The sequence below is a fragment of the Fumia xinanensis genome (assembly GCF_014384905.1).
GTDB lineage: Bacteria > Bacillota > Clostridia > Oscillospirales > Ruminococcaceae > Fumia > Fumia xinanensis.
Map to the genome: position 1 here is coordinate 490,913 of NZ_JACRSV010000002.1, position 18,234 is coordinate 509,146.

At 55.5% G+C, this 18,234-nt stretch carries 18 protein-coding genes and 2 tRNA genes; 15 read left to right on the forward strand and 5 right to left on the reverse strand.

The features are described from left to right. Positions 1-116 precede the first annotated feature (116 nt). The 5 genes from H8710_RS08770 to H8710_RS08790 all read right to left on the reverse strand — a co-directional run bounded on the left by H8710_RS08770 (position 117) and on the right by H8710_RS08790 (position 3,618). A tRNA-Ser gene (locus H8710_RS08770) sits at positions 117-210 on the reverse strand. A 35-nt stretch (positions 211-245) separates the two neighbouring features. Next, a tRNA-Ser gene (locus tag H8710_RS08775) sits at positions 246-334 on the reverse strand. 192 nt (positions 335-526) lie between these two features. Next, positions 527-1,498, reverse strand: a complete 972-nt coding sequence (locus H8710_RS08780) for a Gfo/Idh/MocA family protein (protein ID WP_249295325.1) — start codon at positions 1,496-1,498, stop codon at positions 527-529. A gap of 1 nt (position 1,499) precedes the next feature. Next, complete coding sequence (locus H8710_RS08785) at positions 1,500-2,594, reverse strand: Gfo/Idh/MocA family protein (protein WP_249295148.1); 1,095 nt, start codon at positions 2,592-2,594, stop codon at positions 1,500-1,502. A 16-nt stretch (positions 2,595-2,610) separates the two neighbouring features. Then, the gene (locus H8710_RS08790) at positions 2,611-3,618 is read right to left on the reverse strand and encodes a LacI family DNA-binding transcriptional regulator (RefSeq protein ID WP_346727103.1); all 1,008 of its coding nucleotides are present in this window, start codon (positions 3,616-3,618) and stop codon (positions 2,611-2,613) included. 250 nt (positions 3,619-3,868) lie between these two features. Here H8710_RS08790 and H8710_RS08795 point away from each other — a divergent pair, with 250 nt between their 5' ends. From H8710_RS08795 to H8710_RS08865, 15 genes are all read left to right on the forward strand, one after another. Further along, positions 3,869-4,312, forward strand: a complete 444-nt coding sequence (locus tag H8710_RS08795; RefSeq protein WP_249295149.1) for an AraC family transcriptional regulator — start codon at positions 3,869-3,871, stop codon at positions 4,310-4,312. A gap of 31 nt (positions 4,313-4,343) precedes the next feature. Next, on the forward strand, positions 4,344-4,691 hold the full coding sequence (locus H8710_RS08800) for a GNAT family N-acetyltransferase (RefSeq protein ID WP_249295150.1): 348 nt from the start codon (positions 4,344-4,346) through the stop codon (positions 4,689-4,691). Beyond that, entirely contained in the window at positions 4,639-5,070 is a 432-nt protein-coding gene (locus H8710_RS08805) for a GNAT family N-acetyltransferase (protein WP_249295151.1), read from the forward strand. The genes H8710_RS08800 and H8710_RS08805 overlap by 53 nt, the downstream gene beginning before the upstream one ends. Then, positions 5,063-5,638 (forward strand): epoxyqueuosine reductase QueH, encoded by a 576-nt coding sequence (locus H8710_RS08810; RefSeq protein ID WP_249295152.1) that lies wholly within the window; start codon positions 5,063-5,065, stop codon positions 5,636-5,638. Before H8710_RS08805 ends, H8710_RS08810 begins: the two co-directional genes overlap by 8 nt. A 71-nt stretch (positions 5,639-5,709) precedes the next feature. Further along, on the forward strand, positions 5,710-6,186 hold the full coding sequence (locus H8710_RS08815) for an NUDIX hydrolase (RefSeq protein WP_249295153.1): 477 nt from the start codon (positions 5,710-5,712) through the stop codon (positions 6,184-6,186). A gap of 154 nt (positions 6,187-6,340) precedes the next feature. After that, on the forward strand, positions 6,341-6,544 hold the full coding sequence (gene rpmE / locus H8710_RS08820; protein WP_249295154.1) for a 50S ribosomal protein L31: 204 nt from the start codon (positions 6,341-6,343) through the stop codon (positions 6,542-6,544). A gap of 157 nt (positions 6,545-6,701) precedes the next feature. Next, entirely contained in the window at positions 6,702-7,325 is a 624-nt protein-coding gene (locus H8710_RS08825) for a YigZ family protein (RefSeq protein WP_249295155.1), read from the forward strand. 687 nt (positions 7,326-8,012) lie between these two features. Then, positions 8,013-9,023, forward strand: coding sequence for a deoxyguanosinetriphosphate triphosphohydrolase (locus H8710_RS08830; RefSeq protein WP_249295156.1), 1,011 nt, complete (start codon positions 8,013-8,015; stop codon positions 9,021-9,023). A gap of 10 nt (positions 9,024-9,033) precedes the next feature. Beyond that, positions 9,034-10,794 carry a DNA primase gene (dnaG, locus tag H8710_RS08835; protein WP_346727104.1) on the forward strand — a complete coding sequence of 587 codons (1,761 nt, stop codon included), beginning with the start codon at positions 9,034-9,036 and terminating at the stop codon, positions 10,792-10,794. A gap of 57 nt (positions 10,795-10,851) precedes the next feature. Next, positions 10,852-11,940 (forward strand): RNA polymerase sigma factor RpoD, encoded by a 1,089-nt coding sequence (gene rpoD / locus H8710_RS08840; RefSeq protein ID WP_249295158.1) that lies wholly within the window; start codon positions 10,852-10,854, stop codon positions 11,938-11,940. A 49-nt stretch (positions 11,941-11,989) separates the two neighbouring features. Then, complete coding sequence (locus H8710_RS08845; protein ID WP_249295159.1) at positions 11,990-12,385, forward strand: RrF2 family transcriptional regulator; 396 nt, start codon at positions 11,990-11,992, stop codon at positions 12,383-12,385. A gap of 330 nt (positions 12,386-12,715) precedes the next feature. Further along, on the forward strand, positions 12,716-13,714 hold the full coding sequence (locus H8710_RS08850; protein ID WP_249295160.1) for a GDSL-type esterase/lipase family protein: 999 nt from the start codon (positions 12,716-12,718) through the stop codon (positions 13,712-13,714). Positions 13,715-13,870: 156 nt separating this feature from the next. Further along, the gene (locus tag H8710_RS08855; protein WP_249295161.1) at positions 13,871-14,332 is read left to right on the forward strand and encodes an RNA polymerase sigma factor; all 462 of its coding nucleotides are present in this window, start codon (positions 13,871-13,873) and stop codon (positions 14,330-14,332) included. Between the two features lie 21 nt (positions 14,333-14,353). Next, positions 14,354-15,214 (forward strand): DUF3298 and DUF4163 domain-containing protein, encoded by an 861-nt coding sequence (locus H8710_RS08860; protein WP_249295162.1) that lies wholly within the window; start codon positions 14,354-14,356, stop codon positions 15,212-15,214. 158 nt (positions 15,215-15,372) lie between these two features. Further along, positions 15,373-17,619, forward strand: a complete 2,247-nt coding sequence (locus H8710_RS08865; protein ID WP_249295163.1) for a CRISPR-associated endonuclease Cas3'' — start codon at positions 15,373-15,375, stop codon at positions 17,617-17,619. Positions 17,620-18,234: the final 615 nt, after the last annotated feature.

Consider the following 18,234-nt stretch of genomic DNA (forward strand, 5'->3'; position numbering starts at 1 on the left):
GTCTGAACATGAGAATAGCCGGAGGTTACGTACCTCCGGCTATTCTCATTGGTAAACAAGTCATGAAAAAACCGCTTGATATCAGGCTTTGTGGGCCTTTATCAAACGGTCTTTCTTGGCGGAGTTGGAGAGACTCGAACTCTCGCGCCGGGTATTAACCGACCTACTCCCTTAGCAGGGGAGCCTCGTCACCAACTTGAGTACAACTCCATGGAAACGTTCTTTCGAACTGTTCAATAAAAATGTGGCGGAGAGAGTGGGATTCGAACCCACGGTCCCTTGCGGGATCACTGGTTTTCAAGACCAGCTCCTTAAACCACTCGGACATCTCTCCGTGCAACTGGTGCGCGGGAACCGCGTCACACGGAACGTATATTATGATACCATACCTTCCTCGGTTTGTCAACATTTTTTCCGCAAAAAGGAGAAAATTGGGGAAGGGAACTGTAACTAGTATCCCGCTTTTTCTCACAAATATGAGAAGCGGGCAAGGTTTTGCCCGCTTCTCAATCAATAATTTCCGGTTTTAACTAAGATTTGCCGCTCGGCCGGTTTCGGAAGCCTTGTAGGCCGCCTCCATGAGTTTTGTCAGGCGAACAGCCTCTTCGATGTCGAATTCCGGAGCGGGGATGTCTTTGGTGACCCAGTCGATCCACTGCTTGATGGGTAAATCAGACGCTTCCGGTAGGGAAGCCGGCACCCACTGTCCCTGGGTTTCGACACCCGTCCAGATGGTTTCGCTGTCAGTGACACGTACAGCGCCTTCGGTTCCGCAGACCTCCACCAGATAATTCCCAAACCGGGAGACAAACCCTGTTTCGGAAACGCCGATGGCGCCGTTTTCATAGGTGAGGACGCTCACGGCGTTGTCCTCTACCGGTTTGCCGGTAACAGAGGTGAAAGCGGAGGAAACGCTGACAGGCTCGCCCAAAAACCAAAGCAGGATGTACATGGGGTGGGCGCCCAAATCGATCATCGCGCCGCCGCCGCACTCATCTTTGTCGTAAAAATGCGCTGGGAGCCAGCCGGCGACGCTGCCATTGTGGGTATTGCGCATTCGAGCGTAGGTCACCTGGCCCAGCTTGCCTTCGTCGATCATTTGTTTTGCGAAAATCAGTCCCGGGATACATTTGTGGGGATAGGAGATCACAAATCGCACGCCGTTTCTGATGACGGCGTCCCGAATTTTTTCCGCGCCCTCCACCGTTGGAGCAAGCACTTTTTCAGTGAAAATGTGCTTGCCTTCCTCGGCGGCTCGGACGATCAGGGGTACATGACCGCTGGTGGCGGAACAGACGATGACTGCCTCAAACTGCTCTTTACGGTAGAGTTCATCCAGGTCCGAATAAGTTGTGACACCGAATTTTTCGGCAAACGTGACGGCTTTTTGCAGGTCGGGGTCCCACACTGCGCAAAGCTGGCAGCCTTCTTGTTCTGCAAACGTTCTGGCATATTCTTCGGTGTGGACATGCCAAGTACCGATGATCGCGGCTCTCATGTTATTCACCGAAGAAAACCGGCTTGCCGGTTTCAGAGGATTTGTAGATGGCTTCGAGAATTTGGGTGACTACCATAGCCTGTTCCGGTTTGACGCAGAGCTCGGTGCCTTTTGTGATAGCGTCGTAGAAGATGTGTGCCTCGATGTCGGAGGGGCTTCCACCGGTTTTTCCATCGAAAAATGCTGCTCCGCCGGCCTGTAGGTTGGGTTTTTCCACATACTGCTTGTTGTGTTTGACGCCGTTTAACCGGACGCCGTCACGCATATCGATTCCCGCTTTAGTGCCGCAAAGGGTGGTCTGGGCTTCGCCAACTTCCAGGGTGTTCAGTGCCCAGCTGGACTCCAAGACGATGGTGGCGCCGTCTTCCATCTGGATAAAGCCGAAGGCAGAATCTTCAACGGTGAATTTTTCGGGATCCCAGTCGCCCCAGGAGTTGCCGGTTTCCCTTTGATCGCCCAGTTTTTTGTAGGCTTTGCCGACGACCATGCGGGGTTTGTAGTTGTCCATCATCCAAAGGGTAAGGTCAAGGGCGTGGGTGCCGATGTCGATCAAGGGGCCTCCGCCCTGCTCGTATTCGTTCAGAAAAACGCCCCAGGTGGGAACTGCCCGGCGGCGGATGGCGTGGGCTTTGGCGTAGTAGATTTCGCCCAGCTCGCCGTCCTCACAGGTGGCTTTCACATAATGGGCTTCCTGGGTGTGGCGGTTCTGATAGCCGATGGTAAGGAGCTTTCCGGTTTCCTTGGAGACTTTTACCATCTCCTGGGCTTCGGCAAAGGTTTTGGCCATGGGTTTTTCACAGAGAACGTGTTTGTCGGCGCGCATGGCGTCGATGGAAATGAAGCTGTGAGAGCGGTTGGGGGTACAGACGTGTACCGCTTTGATGGACTCGTCCTTCAACAGCTCTTTGTAGTCGGTGTAGACCTTGGCGTCGGGGGTACCATACTCTTTGGCGGCTTTCTGGGCGCGCTCTTCGATGATGTCGCAGAAAGCGACGAGTTCTACCCGGCCGTCGTCAGAAAGGTTTTTGAGGGCGGGCAAATGTTTGCCGTTGGCGATGCCGCCACATCCGATGATACCGACTTTGACTTTTTCCATAGAGATCTTCTTCCTTTCATGTTTCGGACTTCGAAAGTTTTACTGAAGTCCGGATTTCGATCCTGTGAGGGAGCACAATATGCCGATTTTCACAGGAAAGGTCTTCCAATTTATTCATCAAAAGCTCCATGGCTTTTTGACCGATGTCCAGCTGCGGCTGGGAAACCGTTGTAATAGACGGAATATAGTATTCCGCAATCTGGTTGTTATCAAACCCGATGATGGAAATATCTTTGCCCACTTCGATGCCGTTTTGATGGAATACTGACGTCATGCCGATGGCTACAGAGTCCGCCACCGCGAATACCGCGTCGGGGAGTTTGCTCCACTGCATTATCTGCTCGGCGGAGCGACGGCCGGCATTGAAGGAAAAACCCTCGTTTGTGACCAGGTTCGGGTCGTAGGGGATGCCGCTTTCTGAGAGGGCGTCTATATATCCCTGGCGGCGGAGGGTTGAGGAATAGTAAAGGTCGCCGGCGGAAGCCAATGCTACCGTGCGGTGGCCGTTGTCAATGAGGAAGCGAGTGGCCTCGTAAGCGGCCTTCTGGTTGTCGATAGTGACCAGGGGAATCTCGGCGTCCTTGACGATCTCGTTTGCAAGCACCATAGGCCAAGAGGCGGCAAATTCGCTCAGTTCTTCGGCGGAGAGGGTGCTGTGCAGAAAAATAATGCCGTCAACGAGTTTTCGCTGCAGCATTTCTATGTATTCCAGTTCGGCATCCCGTCTGGCGTTGGTGACGGCCAGCATGATGTGGTATCCTTCTTCTTCGGCAACCGACTGGATCCCTTTGATGATTCTCGAATAAAACTGGTTGGAGATAGTGGGCGCCAGAACCAGGATTTTCATTGTTTCCAGCCGCCGGAGCGTTCGCCCCAGAAAGTTCGGGTGATAGTCAAGCTCTCGAATGGCGTCTTTGACGATGTCCGCAGTTTTGGGTTTCACACTGTCGCTGTTGTTCAGGACGCGGGAAACCGTCGCGACGGAAACACCTGCAAGTTTGGCGACGTCTTTGATGGTGGCGATGGCTCATTCCTCCTCTGTAATCGGTTACATATATGATATTTCATTTTTTTTTGAAAGTCAAGAGCTTTTGGAAAAATCCTGCTGAAAATCTTGCGTTCTTTCTGGTAAAAGTGTATAATAAAAATAAGGAATCCCTTTCGGCAAATTACATCCTTTTGCAAGAGAATTTCAGGCAGCTTGCCGTCTCAGCGAGGCGCTTCCCCACGGGCGGGCAATGGAATATGGGCTTACGACGATAAGGAGCAAAAAAATGCAAGGTGTAAGAATTTACGAGATTCCAAACTGCAAAATGGTCTCCTCCGGTATCGGCAGTTTCGGCGAAGAAAATTTCAACCTTTTTCTTCAGTGGTTTTCGGGCCGGCCCCAGGGTGTTTTCCCCAAGGATTTCCTCTTTTTTGACGAGGCGGGCGGCGGTTTACACTGGCTTTACCTGTATGAGGAAGGGATGGAAGTGCCTGCGGAATTCGGCGTCATCGACTTTACGGGCGGTCTTTACGCCGTCACGACGGACATCGACCAAAAGACCGATATAGACGCTTTGAATGCCCAGGTGGATGAATTTTTGAACGCCAACGGTTTTGAGCGGGATAAAAGCCGGCCGGATTTAGGCAATATCATCACGCCGCCAGCGGCGCGGGAGACGATGGGTTATTCCCAGATGGACTACTATACCGCGATCAAAGCAAAAGGATAATCCGGGCCGCGGGGCACTAAAGTGATTGCGAATGATGAAAGGGATTTGCCGGGCGGCAGGGGGATTGGGGCTTTGCCCCTTTTCAGACCCTGCCGCCGATTTTGCTCCGTCAAAACCGGCGCGGCTTCCAGTGAAAGGCGGTGAGGAAAATGCCGGCGACAAAGGGACGCGGGAGCTCCGTACAGGGCGGCTCACGCTGAGGAGATTCGTTTTGCCGGACGCCGATGTGATGTTTCAAAACTACGCGGCGGACGGGCGGGTCACCCGCTTTTTGTCCTGGGAGCCCTATCAAAGCGCCGAAGAGGTCCGAAGGTTTGTGGCCTCCGGTGATCGGCGCGTATGGCCGGGAGGATTTTTACCACTGGGCCATCAAGTTTGAGGGCCAGATCGTCGGAAGCATTTCGGCGATTGGCATAGACGAGCGAAACGGCTGCTGCGAAGTGGGGTACTGCATCGCCTGTGATCAGTGGAACAGGGGAATCACCACTGATGCGCTGAAAGCGGCCATGAGCTTTTTATTTGACGAGGTGGGTTTTCGCCGGATCACGGCGAAGCACGACATCGAAAACCTGGCATCCGGCGCGGTGATGAAAAAGTGCGGTATGTTGTACGAGGGCTGGCTGAGGGAGCATTACCGCCGGCACGACGGCAGTTACGGTGACGCGCTGGCCTACGGAATATTAAAGAAGGAATTTTTGGGCGGAGCGGGGGAATCAACCGGATTCGCCGGAGATAAAACGGAGGATTTAAATGGATAAGGTTTTGCTGCACTGCTGCTGCGCGCCCTGCTCCCTTTCCTGCATCGATCCGCTGAGGGAAGAGGGCATTGAGCCTACGGCGTTTTGGTACAATCCGAATATTCACCCTTGGAAGGAGTATGAGGCGAGGCGGGACTGCCTTTTGGGGTACGCAAAAGAAATTGGGATGGAAGTGCGGGTCCAGGAGGACTACGGCCTCAGAGAATTTGTGGAGAAGGTGGCGGCGGATTTGGACAACCGTTGTACCTACTGCTACGAACACCGGCTGGAGGGGGCGGCGAGATACGCCGCGGAGCACGGGTTTGAGGCCTTTACAACGACGCTGCTGGCCAGCGTCTACCAGCGGCACGAGCTGATTGCCGCGGCGGGGGAGCGTTTCGCGAAGCAGTACGGTGTGGAGTTCCTTTATCGAGATTTCCGCCCCAATTTCCGGGCGGGAAATCAGCGGGCCCGGGAGCTTGGCTTTTATATGCAGAAATACTGTGGCTGCGTCTTTTCCGAGGCAGAGCGGTACCAAAAGCAGATCGACAGGGATAAGGCGCGGTTTTCGGAAAACGCCGGAAAGTGACGGTGGAGGAAGCAAAGGACGGAGAGGGCTGTATGCCGGGGACGCGGGCGTTTCAAACAGGAGGATGTGGAATGGAAAGGGATTGCTGTTTTCGTTGGGAGGACGGTATTTTTCGTTACCGGGCGGCGGCTATTATCATCGAAAACGGCTGTGTACTCATGGCGGGCAACGAAAGGGCGGACTACTGTTACTCGGTGGGCGGCGGCGTCCACCTGGGGGAAACCGCTGAGGATGCGGTGGTTCGGGAAGTGCTGGAGGAAACGGGTATGCGCTACGAAATCGACCGGCTGGCGTTTATCCACGAGGATTTTTATGACGGGGATGGAGCGGCAATTGGACTTCGCTGTCACGAAGTGGCCTTTTACTTTCTGATGAAGCCCAGGGGCAGCCAAAAACTCAACAGCCACAGTGTCTGTTCCGAGGGAAGGGAGTCCATGCATTGGATTCCCCTGGACGAATTGGGGAAATACAAAGCGTTTCCCGCCTTTTTTGCCGAAAAGCTCCAAAACATCCCCATGCAGGCAGAGCATATCGTGACGGTGGAGTGAGAAGAGCGGCGCCGACCGGTACGGGAAACGGTCGGAGGGAATTTGAACTCTGATTTTGAGAAAATTCCTGTTTCAAACAAAAAAAGCTTGCATTTTGCCAAAAACTATGGTATCATACTATTTCGAGAGATGTGTTGCGAAAGAGGTGAAGAAAATGAAAGAAGGAATTCATCCGAAATACGAACCCACAACCATCAAATGCGCTTGTGGCAACGTGATCGAGACCCGATCCACAAAGGAAAATATCAGCGTTGAAATCTGCTCCAAATGCCATCCTTTCTTTACTGGAAAGCAGAAACTGGTTGATACCGGCGGACGTGTTGACAGATTTAAGAAGCGTTTTGGTATGGATAAATAAGATTATTCTAAATGAAGCGTTCGAGGCGGCTTTCAGAAATTTCAAAAAAGGAGAAATCCTATTTTGGGCGTTCTGAAAGCTGCCTCATCTGTTTTTACGGGGAAATTGAAACTTCTCTTCCAGGAGAGGGGTCTTATTGATATGGAAAGGATGCGGCATGAAGGATTATCTCACCATCGAGGGTTTTGCGGAAGATGAGTTCGTGGAAAAAAAATCCCGGTTTATCGGTTACGCGAAGCACGTGGAAACCGAGGAGGAAGCGGTTTCTTTTATAAATGAATTGAAACAGAAACACTGGGACGCGACACATAATGTATATGCCTATGTTTTGCGGGACGGGCAAATCAGGCGCTATTCCGACGACGGAGAGCCTCAGGGTACGGCGGGCATTCCCACATTGGACGTGATCTTAAAGGAAGGCGTCGTCGACGTCTGCGTGGTGGTCACAAGGTACTTCGGGGGGATCCTGCTGGGCGGCGGGGGCCTGGTGCGGGCCTACTCCCTGGGGTGCCGGGCGGCGCTCAAAGCTGCCAAAAAGCTCCACATGGCGCCCTGCACCGTACTGGAAACGGCGGTGGACTACGGGTTTTACGGCAAGCTCAGTTACATCCTGCCGAAGTACAACATCGCGACCCTCGATTCCGATTTCGGGGCCGACGTGGTGCTAAAACTGATGATAAAATCCGAGCGGCTTCCGGGATTTTTAAAGGAGCTGACCGAGCTGAGCGGGGGAACCGTCACGCCGGAGGTGCTGGAGGAAAAGTACGCCGATATGGAGTAAGGAAGGCTTCAGCCGGTGCGAAGGGGAAGTTATTTTTCCCAGCAGGTCCGCACGGGGCTTTTTGGAATGCTTGTTGGATTTTTGGCAAGAGGGACGTCTTGTTTCGCGGGACAGCTCCTTTGATTGGTAAAAATGTTGAATCGACGAGTTGATAAAATTTTGCTTCACATTTTTATTGTCGCTCTGTACAGGCGGGGAGCGGGTTGAAATCCGCATCGTTATGGGGTATTGTCTCTCCGTGTAAGCGGGGAGCGGGTTGAAATTGGGTGATTCCAGTGGGCATGGCGCCGCATTTTCGCTGCTCCGCGGGGGTGGGGCGCGGGATTGAAACGTATCAATCCTGCACAGCTTAGACAGCAAGGCTGCGGTCGCGTTCCGAGGGGGGCGTGAGGGATTGAAATCAAATCTGGCGGGTGAGTCTATATTTTGATTTTTTGCCGCTCCGCACGTAAGCGGAGCGTGGGTTGAAATCTCATATATGGCGTTACCGTTACGCGATATACTTGCCGCTCCGCGCAGGCGGAGTGTGGATTTGACGGGGAAAGTGGGAAAATTCTCTCTTTATTGCATGAAAAACGGCAGGTTTTTCCCCTGAAACTGCACAAATTGTGGGAATTGTCGAGAAAAAGAGGATATTTTTTCATTTTCCGGTATCTATTATTATGACGCAATAGGGGAGGGAGCCGGATGGACTGCAAAGACGTGCGCTACGCCATGGAACGGGACTACCTGTCGCCGTATGCCGCTTGGTCGGAGAAGACGAGAGGAAGGCGGCGGCCGGAGGGCCCCTGCCCCATCCGCACCGACTATCAGCGGGACCGGGACCGGATCCTCCACTGCAACTCCTTTCGGCGCTTGAAGCACAAGACCCAGGTGTTTTTAGCTCCCCAGGGGGATCATTATAGGACGAGGCTCACCCACACCCTGGAAGTGAGCCAGATCGCCCGGACCATCGCCAGGGCCCTCTGCCTCAACGAGGATTTGACCGAGGCCATCGCCCTGGGCCACGACCTGGGCCACACCCCTTTCGGCCACGCCGGGGAGCGGGCTTTAAACCGGGTCTGTCCCTTTCCTTTTTACCACCACTTGCAGAGCGTGCGGGTCACCGACGTTTTGGAGCGGGACGGGAAGGGATTAAACCTCACCTTTGAAGTGCGAAACGGCATCGTCTGCCACTCAAGCGGCGGAAACGACAAGGCGAAGGCTTTGACGCTGGAAGGGCGGGTGGTGCGGCTTTCCGACAAGGTGGCCTACATCAACCACGACATCGAGGATGCCGAACGGGCCGAGGTATTAAGCGAGCGGGACCTGCCCTTTGAGGCGGTCTACGTGCTGGGGCGGACAAAATCAGAGCGGCTCACCACCATCATTCGCTCGGTGGTGGAAAACAGCGGGGATGACATCAGGATGGCGCCGGAAGTGGAGAAGGCCCATCTGGCCCTGAGAAGCTTCATGTTCGAATACGTGTACACCAATCCGGTGGCGAAAGGGCAGGAGAGTAAGGCCGAGGCGCTGATCGAAAAGCTTTACGAATATTACCTCAAAAACCCGGACAGGCTGCCGGAGTTTTACCGGGGGCTCATGGAAAGCTTCCCAAAGGAGCGGGTCATCTGCGACTATATCGCCGGCATGACGGATCAGTACGCCGTCAGCCAGTACGAAAGCTTATTTATCCCGAAATTCTGGTCAAAGGAGTGAATGAGAGACGATCCCTCAAAGCTTTATCGAAACGTTAAAAATGAGCTGCGACATTGAGAGCATCGTCTCCAGTTACGTCCAGCTCAAACGGGCGGGGCGAAATCTCACCGGCCTCTGCCCTTTTCATTCCGAGAAAACCCCCTCCATGGTGGTTTATAACGACAGCCAGTCCTTTTACTGCTTCGGCTGCGGGGCCGGAGGGGATGTAATTTCCTTTATCATGCGGATCGAAAACCTGGATTACCCGGAGGCGGTGCGGTTTTTGAGCGAAAGGGTGGGCCTTCAGCTTCCTGAGGACGGGAGGGAGGACGCCTCGTCCCGTATAAAGCCGGTCATCCTCGAGATCAATAGGCTCGCCGCCCGGTTTTTCCACGAATGCCTGAAATCCGAGGCGGGTAAGCCGGGGATGGAGTATCTTACCGCCCGGCAGCTGAGTCCCAAGACCATCGTGAAATACGGGCTGGGGTACGCGCCGCCGGGATGGGACAACCTCAGAAAATTCCTGCGGGGGAAGGGCTTTTCCGACGAGCAGATGATCGCGGCGGCGGTGTTGAGCAAGGGAAAAAACGGCTCCAGCTACGACATGTTTCGAAACCGGGTCATCTTTCCCATTATCGACCTGAAGAAGAACGTCATCGGGTTCGGGGGGCGGGTGCTGGACGACAGTAAGCCCAAGTACCTCAACTCCGCCGACACGCCGGTGTTTAAAAAGAGCAAAAACCTGTTTTCCCTGAACTTCGCGAAGAATCATATCAGCGACGGTAGGCTGATTCTGGCGGAGGGGTATATGGACGTGATCGCCGTCAATCAGGCGGGGTTTGAAAACGTGGTGGCCACGCTGGGAACGGCCCTGACGCCCGAGCAGGCGCGGCTCATCTCCTCCTACGCCAAGGAAGTCATCATCGCCTACGATTCCGACGGGGCCGGGCGCACCGCCACTAACCGGGCGGTGGGGCTTCTGGACGAGGTGGGGGTGCAGACGAAAATCCTCAACATGAAGGGGGCCAAGGACCCGGACGAGTACCTCAAAAAGTTCGGGGTCCAGCGGTTCAAGCTGCTGCTGGACGGGGCAAACAACGTGACGGAATACCAGCTCTCGGTCATCAAGGCGAAGTACGACATCGCCCTGTCCGAGGGGCAGGCGGGGTATCTCACCGAGGCGTCCAAATACCTGGCCACGGTACAGAGCCCCATCGAGCGGGAAATCTACGCCGGGGTGCTGGCGAAAGAGACCGGGGTTTTAAAGGAAACAATCCTTTCGAACATCGCGTCGCTGTTAAAGCGGCGAGACCGCCGGGAGAAGAAAAAACAGTGGACCGACATCCAGGCGGGGCGCAATCAGCCGGTGGACCGACAGAATCCCCAGCGGACGGCCAACTTGCAGGTAGCCCTGGCAGAAGAGGGAATCATCGCCTTTCTTTATAAAAATCAGGACTATCTTGGCTACGTTTTGCAGAAAATCACCCCGGATTCCTTCGTAACGGACGGCAACCGGGAGATTTTTGGAATAATGTTACAAAAACTACAAAATAATAATGGTATTAGTTTAATGGACTTTAATCCCGAGCTCTCAGGGGAGAAAATCGCCAGATTCAGCGGAATTCTCGCCCGCCAGAGCGAAATGCAGATGTCCAGGGAAGCCCTGGACGATTACATGAAAACCCTTTTGGATTATCAATATAAAAAAGCAATGAATCACGCGGGCGACCTGAGCGAGGAGGAACTTCTCCAGGTGGTCGACAAGCTGCGAGAGAAAAAGAAGCAGCCGTAAAAGGGGAAGGGGACGGCGGACGTCTCAACATTTTGGAAGGAAAAAGGAGAATTTGCAATGGGTGCCGATAAGAAGACAGCAGTCAGCGACTTGATGGAACAGGGAAAGCTCAAGGGCAAGCTGACCACCAAGGAAATCACCGACGCTTTGGAGGAACTGGATTTTGACGTGGAGCAGATGGATAAGCTCTACGACTCGCTGGAGAGCCTCAACATCGAAATCATCGAGGATTTCAACATCGAAGAAGAACTGGACCTGGATCTCGAGAACGACGTGCCGCTGGAAGAGGCGGAAGGCGCGGCGGCGGCAGAGGGCGTCAACATCGACGACCCTGTCAAGGTGTACCTGAAAGAGATCGGCCGGGTGCCGCTTTTATCCAGCGACGAGGAAATCGACTTGGCCGAGCGGATGGCCCAGGGCGACCCTGTGGCCCGCCAGCGCTTAAGCGAGGCGAACCTTCGTCTGGTGGTCAGCATCGCAAAGCGCTATGTGGGGAGAGGAATGCAGTTTCTCGACCTGATTCAGGAGGGAAACTTAGGCCTAATCAAGGCAGTCGAGAAATTCGACCACACCAAGGGCTTTAAATTCTCCACTTACGCTACCTGGTGGATCCGCCAGGCCATTACCAGAGCCATCGCCGACCAGGCGCGGACCATCCGCATCCCGGTCCACATGGTGGAGACCATCAACCGGGTCAAAAAAGTGAGCAGCCAGCTCCTCCACAAAAACGGCCACGAGCCCAGCGCTGAAGAAATCGCTCTGGAGCTTGACATGTCGGTGGACAAAGTGCGGGAAATCCTCCGGGTGAGCCAGGAGCCCGTTTCTCTCGAGACCCCTATCGGCGAGGAGGAGGACAGCCACCTGGGGGACTTCATCCCCGACGACGACGCGCCCTCTCCGGCGGACGCCGCCTCCCACACTCTGTTAAAAGAACAGCTCGGAAACGTTTTGGGCACTCTGACCCCACGGGAGGAGAAGGTGCTTCGTTTGCGCTTCGGTTTGGAGGACGGCAGAAGCCGTACGCTGGAAGAAGTGGGCAAGGAGTTCAATGTCACGAGAGAGCGCATCCGGCAGATCGAAGCAAAAGCCCTCAGAAAACTACGCCATCCCAGCCGCAGCAAGAAACTCAAAGATTTTTTGGATTAAGGGCTGTTTTGAAACAAAATTAGCCCAAACCCACAAGGGAAGGGTCGATATGCACATTACATTGGAATCGGATTACGCCATTCGAATCGTCACGTTTTTGGCTCAACAAGGCAAGCGGGCCGACGCGAAGCTCATCTCTGAAAACACCGAGGTGAGCCTGCGGTTCGCCCTCAAGATCCTGCGGAAGCTGGTGTCCGGAGGGATCATTCGTTCCTATAAGGGAACCACTGGCGGCTATGAGCTGGCCCGGGGCCCGGAGAAAATTTCGTTGGCCGACGTGATCGGGGTCATCGAAGGGCCTTACTACCTGAGCCGCTGTTTAAGGCCGGACAGCGTTTGTCCCAGGAGCGGCGAACGCGACTGCAAGGTCAGCCGGGTTTTTGCCGATATTTCTGAGGACGTCCACAGAAAGCTCACGGGAGCCACCTTCGACCAATTGGTGTAGCACAGTCAAGGCATTGCGTCACTCAAAAAGCGTGCGTACGAAAAATACGCGCGCTTTTTCGCGGGTTTGGAACTTTTGGGAAAGCGGAGGCGGAAATTTCCGGCAAGAGCAAACTTTTTGGCGGTAGGAGCCGTCTAACAGATAAAAGATGCAAACCCGTATTGTGTAAAGGGCCGGAACAGCCAGTCTAAATACAGGCGGCTAAAGGAAAAGGGCACGACTCCAAGTATGCGCGAGCATTTTCCCGGTCTGGCTGCGTTTTGCGGCTGTCCATACGGTTTTAGGCGGCGGCCGCAAAATGTGCGGTATTGTTTAAGAAAGGATGAGAGGATGGGCTACGGAAAAAGGACCTACGGCTCCGCCGGGGGATACCCCCTGCGCCGCAGGAGGCGGAGAAACAGTTTTTTCGGGTCGGCAGCCATTGTTTTGGCAGTACTGCTCTGTGGCACGGCGTTTTCGTTGCTGCTGTGGAAGGGCCCGTCCATAATGGCGAAGCTGTCCCAGGAGAAGGCTCAGGGCACCGACGCCGCGGTGCCCCAGGCAGCCGGGGCAGGTGAGGCGGCCGGAGCGGGCGCTGAACCCGATGCAGATGGGGCAGCCGAAGCGGAGGACAGGGGCCTCAGCGTCAGGCCGGAGCCTCTAATGGGCGCTGCAGGAGGCGCTCCGGCGCCGGAATCCGGCTCCGAAAGCAAGGAAGAGGTGAGCGTGTTCGGCGCGCCCGCCACGCTGAAGGAATCGGCCGAGGAGGAGCTGGTGGACGACTCCTATTTCGACGACGCGGCCTTTATCGGGGATTCTAGGACCCAGGGACTCATGCTCTACACCGGCCTCAGCAATGCGACTTTTTACACTGCCCAGGGTCTGATGGTGGACACTTTTTTCACCAAAAAAGTCATCGGTTCGGGGGAAAACAAGGTGACCATCCCCGATGCCATGAAGCAGCAGACTTTCGGGAAGGTGTACATCATGCTGGGGGTCAACGAACTGGGGTGGTCCTATGAGGACGTGTTTATCCAGAAGTACGGCGAACTGGTCGACGAGGTGAAAAAGCTACAGCCGGAGGCCACCATTTTCATCCAGTCCATCCTTCCGGTGTCAGAGGCGAAATCCGACCGGGACAAAATCTACAACAACCCGAAAATCGACCGCTATAACCAGCTCATTCAGAAGATGGCCGAGGATAAAGGGGCGAAATACCTAAACGTCTCGGAAGCAGTGGGGCTGGACGGCGGGGCGCTGCCGGCGGAGGCGTCCACTGATGGGGTGCATCTGAACAAGGAGTATTGCTTTAAGTGGCTGGACTATCTGAAAAGCCACACAGGACTGTAAGGTAAAAATGGTTTACAGTCCTGCGGGCAGCGTTACGGGTACAAATGGTATCCATTGGGGCGGGTTGATTCCCGCCTATGGCCATATCTGGGCATAGTACGGATAAACGGGCGCTTTCGAGCGGCCGTGCAGGACAGAAAGAAAGGGGGGCGGCCGGTGGAGGAATTGGAACAGTACATCACGGAAAACCAAGAGAGCTTTTACCGCCTGGCGTACACCTACGTCAAAGACCGGGACGCCGCCCTGGACGTTGTGCAGAACGCCGTTTTGAAGGCGCTGACCCACGGGGACAGCCTGAGGGAGCCTGCGTATATGAAAACCTGGTTCTACCGGATCCTCGTCAACGAGGGGCTCAACTACATACGGAAAAACAAGCGGCTCATCCCTGTGGATGAATTTTGGGAGCAACAGGCGCCGGAAGTGGACATTCCGGGAAAGCTAGACGTTTACGCGGCGGTGGAGCGGCTCAGCCCCAATCTGCGGACGGTGGTGGTCCTGCGGTTTTTCGAAGATATGCCGTTACAGGAAATCGCGGCGGTGACCGGGCTCAATCTGAGCACGGTGAAAACCAGGCTTTACCACGCATTGAAGGTACTCAAAAAGGACATTGGGCAGTAACGCCCGGAAAGGAGCGAACCCATGGAAGAAAAACTCAGACGGGCAAAGGAACGTTATGACGCCATTGAAATCCCTGAGGAGCTGGGCTCGGCGGTGCAGGACGCCATCCGCCGCGGACGGTTAAAGCGGGACAGGTGGCGGTTTTCCCCGGGAAAAATCGCCTCCTGTGTGGCCGCCTGCGCCTGTGCCGTATTTATGGTGACGATGAACGCCTTTCCGGTGCTGGCCATGGACCTTTACGACGTGCCGCTCATCGGGGGGCTCACCAAGGTACTCACCTTCTATCGGTTTGAGGCGGCGGATGAGTCCATCTACATCCAGATGAATGTGCCGGAGCTCAAAAACACCGGCAACAGCGAGCTGGAGAGTCGGATCAACCGGGAAGTGCGGCTGCGGGTCAACGAGAAGATGGAAGAGGCCAAGGTGAGGGCCAAGGAGTTTTTTGACGCCTATCTGGCCACCGGCGGGCTCAAAGAAGAGTACATCCCCATGGATTTCAGCATCGATTACCGCATCAACTGCCAAAACGACAAGTACGTTTCCTTTACCGTGTCCAAGGCGGAGACCCAGGCCAGTTACTACGAGGAATGTGACTACTACAACATCGACATGGACACCGGCAGCGACCTGACCCTCCGAGATATGCTGGGGGAGAATTACATCGAGCTCTGCAACGAGGCGGTACGGGAAGGCATCGCTGCAAATGAGCGGGAGAATCCCGACGACCTCTACTTCCACGACGAGATGGGCTTCCAGTCCATCGAGCCCGACCAGGATTTTTACATCAACGAGGCGGGCCATGTGGTGGTGGTATTCCCAAAATACGCCCTGGCGCCAGGATACATGGGTACTCAGGAATTTGAGGTTTTGCCGCCCCAATAAAGAAAGAGCAATCAAAATCCCCGGAAGGTAATCTTCCGGGGATTTGTCATTTATGCAGGTTTTTCGATAAGTTATGCTGTTTTTCATAGATTACATCGGAGAATATAGACATATTATGGTGAATATGTTAGAATGTTCTGGAAAAAAGGGAAACGGTTTTGTTTCAGTTTTTCCCTGGAAGAGAGGTGCTCCGCATGGGAGGCGGCGAATTTCCAGACGGCAAAGATTTCTCAAAGGGGGAAAGCGGGCATCCCTTTATCGCTCACAAATCCGAGGACGGGGCCCGGGAGGAACCCATATTGGAGCATCTGCTCAAAACCGCCCGGCTGGCAAGGGAATTTGCCGGGGTATTTGGGGCGGGGGACCTGGGGGAGCTTGCGGCCATGGGCCATGACACGGGCAAATACAGCCGTGAGTTTAAAAGGCGCATCCGGGAAAACGGGCCCAGGGTGGATCATTCCACAGCCGGGGCGAAGGAACTGTACCGGCTGGGTTCGGCGGAGGCAGCCCTCTGTGTGGCCGGGCATCACGTGGGGCTCCCCGAGGAAGGGTCCCCGGGGGACCTGCCGGACAAGCCCTCCCTTTTCGGACGGCTGAAGCGGGAAATCCCTAATTACAGCGCGTTTGCCGGGGAGGTGATTTTTTCCCCGCCGGGCAAGCGGGTGTTTGAGACGGAATTTGAGCGGATGTTTTTCACGCGGATGCTGTTTTCAGCCCTTACCGATGCGGATTATCTCGCCACCGAGGATTTTATGACCGGCGGGAAGGTGACGCGAGGCGGGTACGACGGAATTCCGGCGCTGCTTGCGGCCTTTGAGCGGTATGCGGAGGAAAAGAAATGGGACGCGCCGAAAAACGATTTGAAATGGATGCGGCGGGATATTCTCGGCTGGTGCCGCAAAGCGGCGCGGGGAGAGCGGGGACTTTACAGCCTGACGGCACCTCCGGGGGCGGGAAAAGCCACGGCTTCCCTGGCCTTTGCGCTTCATCATGGGGTGAAACACGGCCTCAGACGGGTGATTTACGTCATTCCCCACACCTCGCTCATCGAACAGACGGCAAAAAAATTTCGGGAGATTTTGGGGGCGGGGAACGTGCTGGAGCACCATTCCGGCGCCTCCTTCGACAAGGACGACGACGGGTTTGACGACAAACTCCGGCTTTCCGCCGAGAACTGGGACGCGCCGGTCATTGTCACCACTGGCGCGGAGTTCTTTGGGTCCCTTTACGGGCGCAGGCCGTCTCAGTGCCGGAAGCTCCACAACATCGCCGGGAGCGCAGTGATTTTCGACGAACCCCAGACCATTCCTCTGAAGGTGCTGCGGCCCTGCGTTAAGGCCATTGGCGCGTTGGTGAGGGACTACGGGGTGACGGCGGTGCTCTGCACCGCGACACAGCCCGCCCTCGGCCGGTTTTTCCCGGAAGGGATGAAGGTGCGGGAAATCTGCCCCGACCAGGAGGGGCTTTACAAGCGGTTCCGGCGGGCGAAGCTCTTGCCCGTCGGGAAGCAGAGTCTGGGGGCCGTGGCCGGGCGGATGAGCGGCATGGAGGCGGCCCTTGCCGTTTTGACGACGCGGAAACAGGCTTACGAGCTTTTTGCGGCCCTCCCAAAACACGGGCGGTTTCACCTGTCCGCCCTCATGTGCCCCGCCCACCGATTGGAGGTGCTCGGGGAGATAAAAAGGCGGCTGAAAGACCCGGAAAAGCCCCCCTGCCGTGTGGCGGCCACATCGCTGATCGAAGTGGGGGCGGAGCTGGATTTTCCGGCGGTGTTTCGGACGGAAGCGGGGCTTGATTCCATCCTCCGGGCGGCGGGGCTCTGCAACCGGGAGGGGGAGAACCCTTTGGAAGAGAGCTTTGTGTACATATTTGAGCCGGAGGACACGCCGCCGGCCTCTCTCAAAAAATACATAGCCATTTACAGGGAGACGGCGGAGCGGGCGGAGGATCTCGGTTCCCCGGAAGCGGTAAAGGCTTATTTCGACGCTCTCCATCAGTGGGAGGAGGACGTCCTCGGCGAGCGGGGGATGGATGAGGAAAACATTCTGCGGATCATCGAGGACGGGTTTCAGGGAGGGAAAATGCCTTTTCTGGAGGTAGACCGCAGGTTCCAGCTCATGAGCGGTCATACCAAAGCGGTACTCATCCCGTGGGACGGCAAGGCGCGGAAAATCCGCCGGGCGCTGCTGCAGGGGAAGCTGTCCCGCAAGAGGCTGCGGGAGGCGGGGCCCTATCTCGTCAACGTCTATCCCGGGCATTTTGAGGCGCTGAAACGGGCCGGGGCAATCCTGACGGTAGGGAAAGATCTGGCGGTGCTGGCGACGGAGACAATCGGCGAGGAGCCGGCGGTGTATTCCAAGGAGACGGGGCTTTCTTTGTTGGAGGAGGACTTCACCCAGGGCTAGGCGGAGGCGGCTCCTGACGTGGGGGCGTGAATGGAAACCCGCGCCGAAAAGCGGGATATACAAGCCGTCATCCGGTCGCCCCTCACGTAGGGGTGAATTGAAAAAGCAATTCAGAGGAAACAATGGGGGTTCATAACCTATCGCCCCTCGCACAGGGACGTGACTTGAAACAGACAGGCGGAGAAATTCATGACCGGTCATAAGGCTGCCCTTCACGCGGGGAGTGGATGGAAACATGGCCGGTACCGAGCTGATGGCCGATGCTACCAGGCCGCCCCTTACGTAGGGACGTGACTTGAAACATGGGTGGATCGGGAAGCGGGACAATTACCATGGTCGCCCCTCACGCAAGGGGCGGGAATGGAAACACCGATAAGCAGGTATTCCAGCTGGAGCGCTCAGGCCGTCCCTTACAGGGGCGTGACTTAAAACAGTATGAAACAAAAAGCCCCTATTCTGGCTATTGCTACCCCTTTAACCGGAGGTGTGGATGACCCTCTGTCGGGCCTTTGCCTGTTCCGTCACGCCTCGCGCAAGAGCGGTTTGCAGTTCTTTGGCGGTGCTGCGTGCCAGCCTCGTTTGGGTGCGGCGTTGAAATATTGATAGGAAAAACGG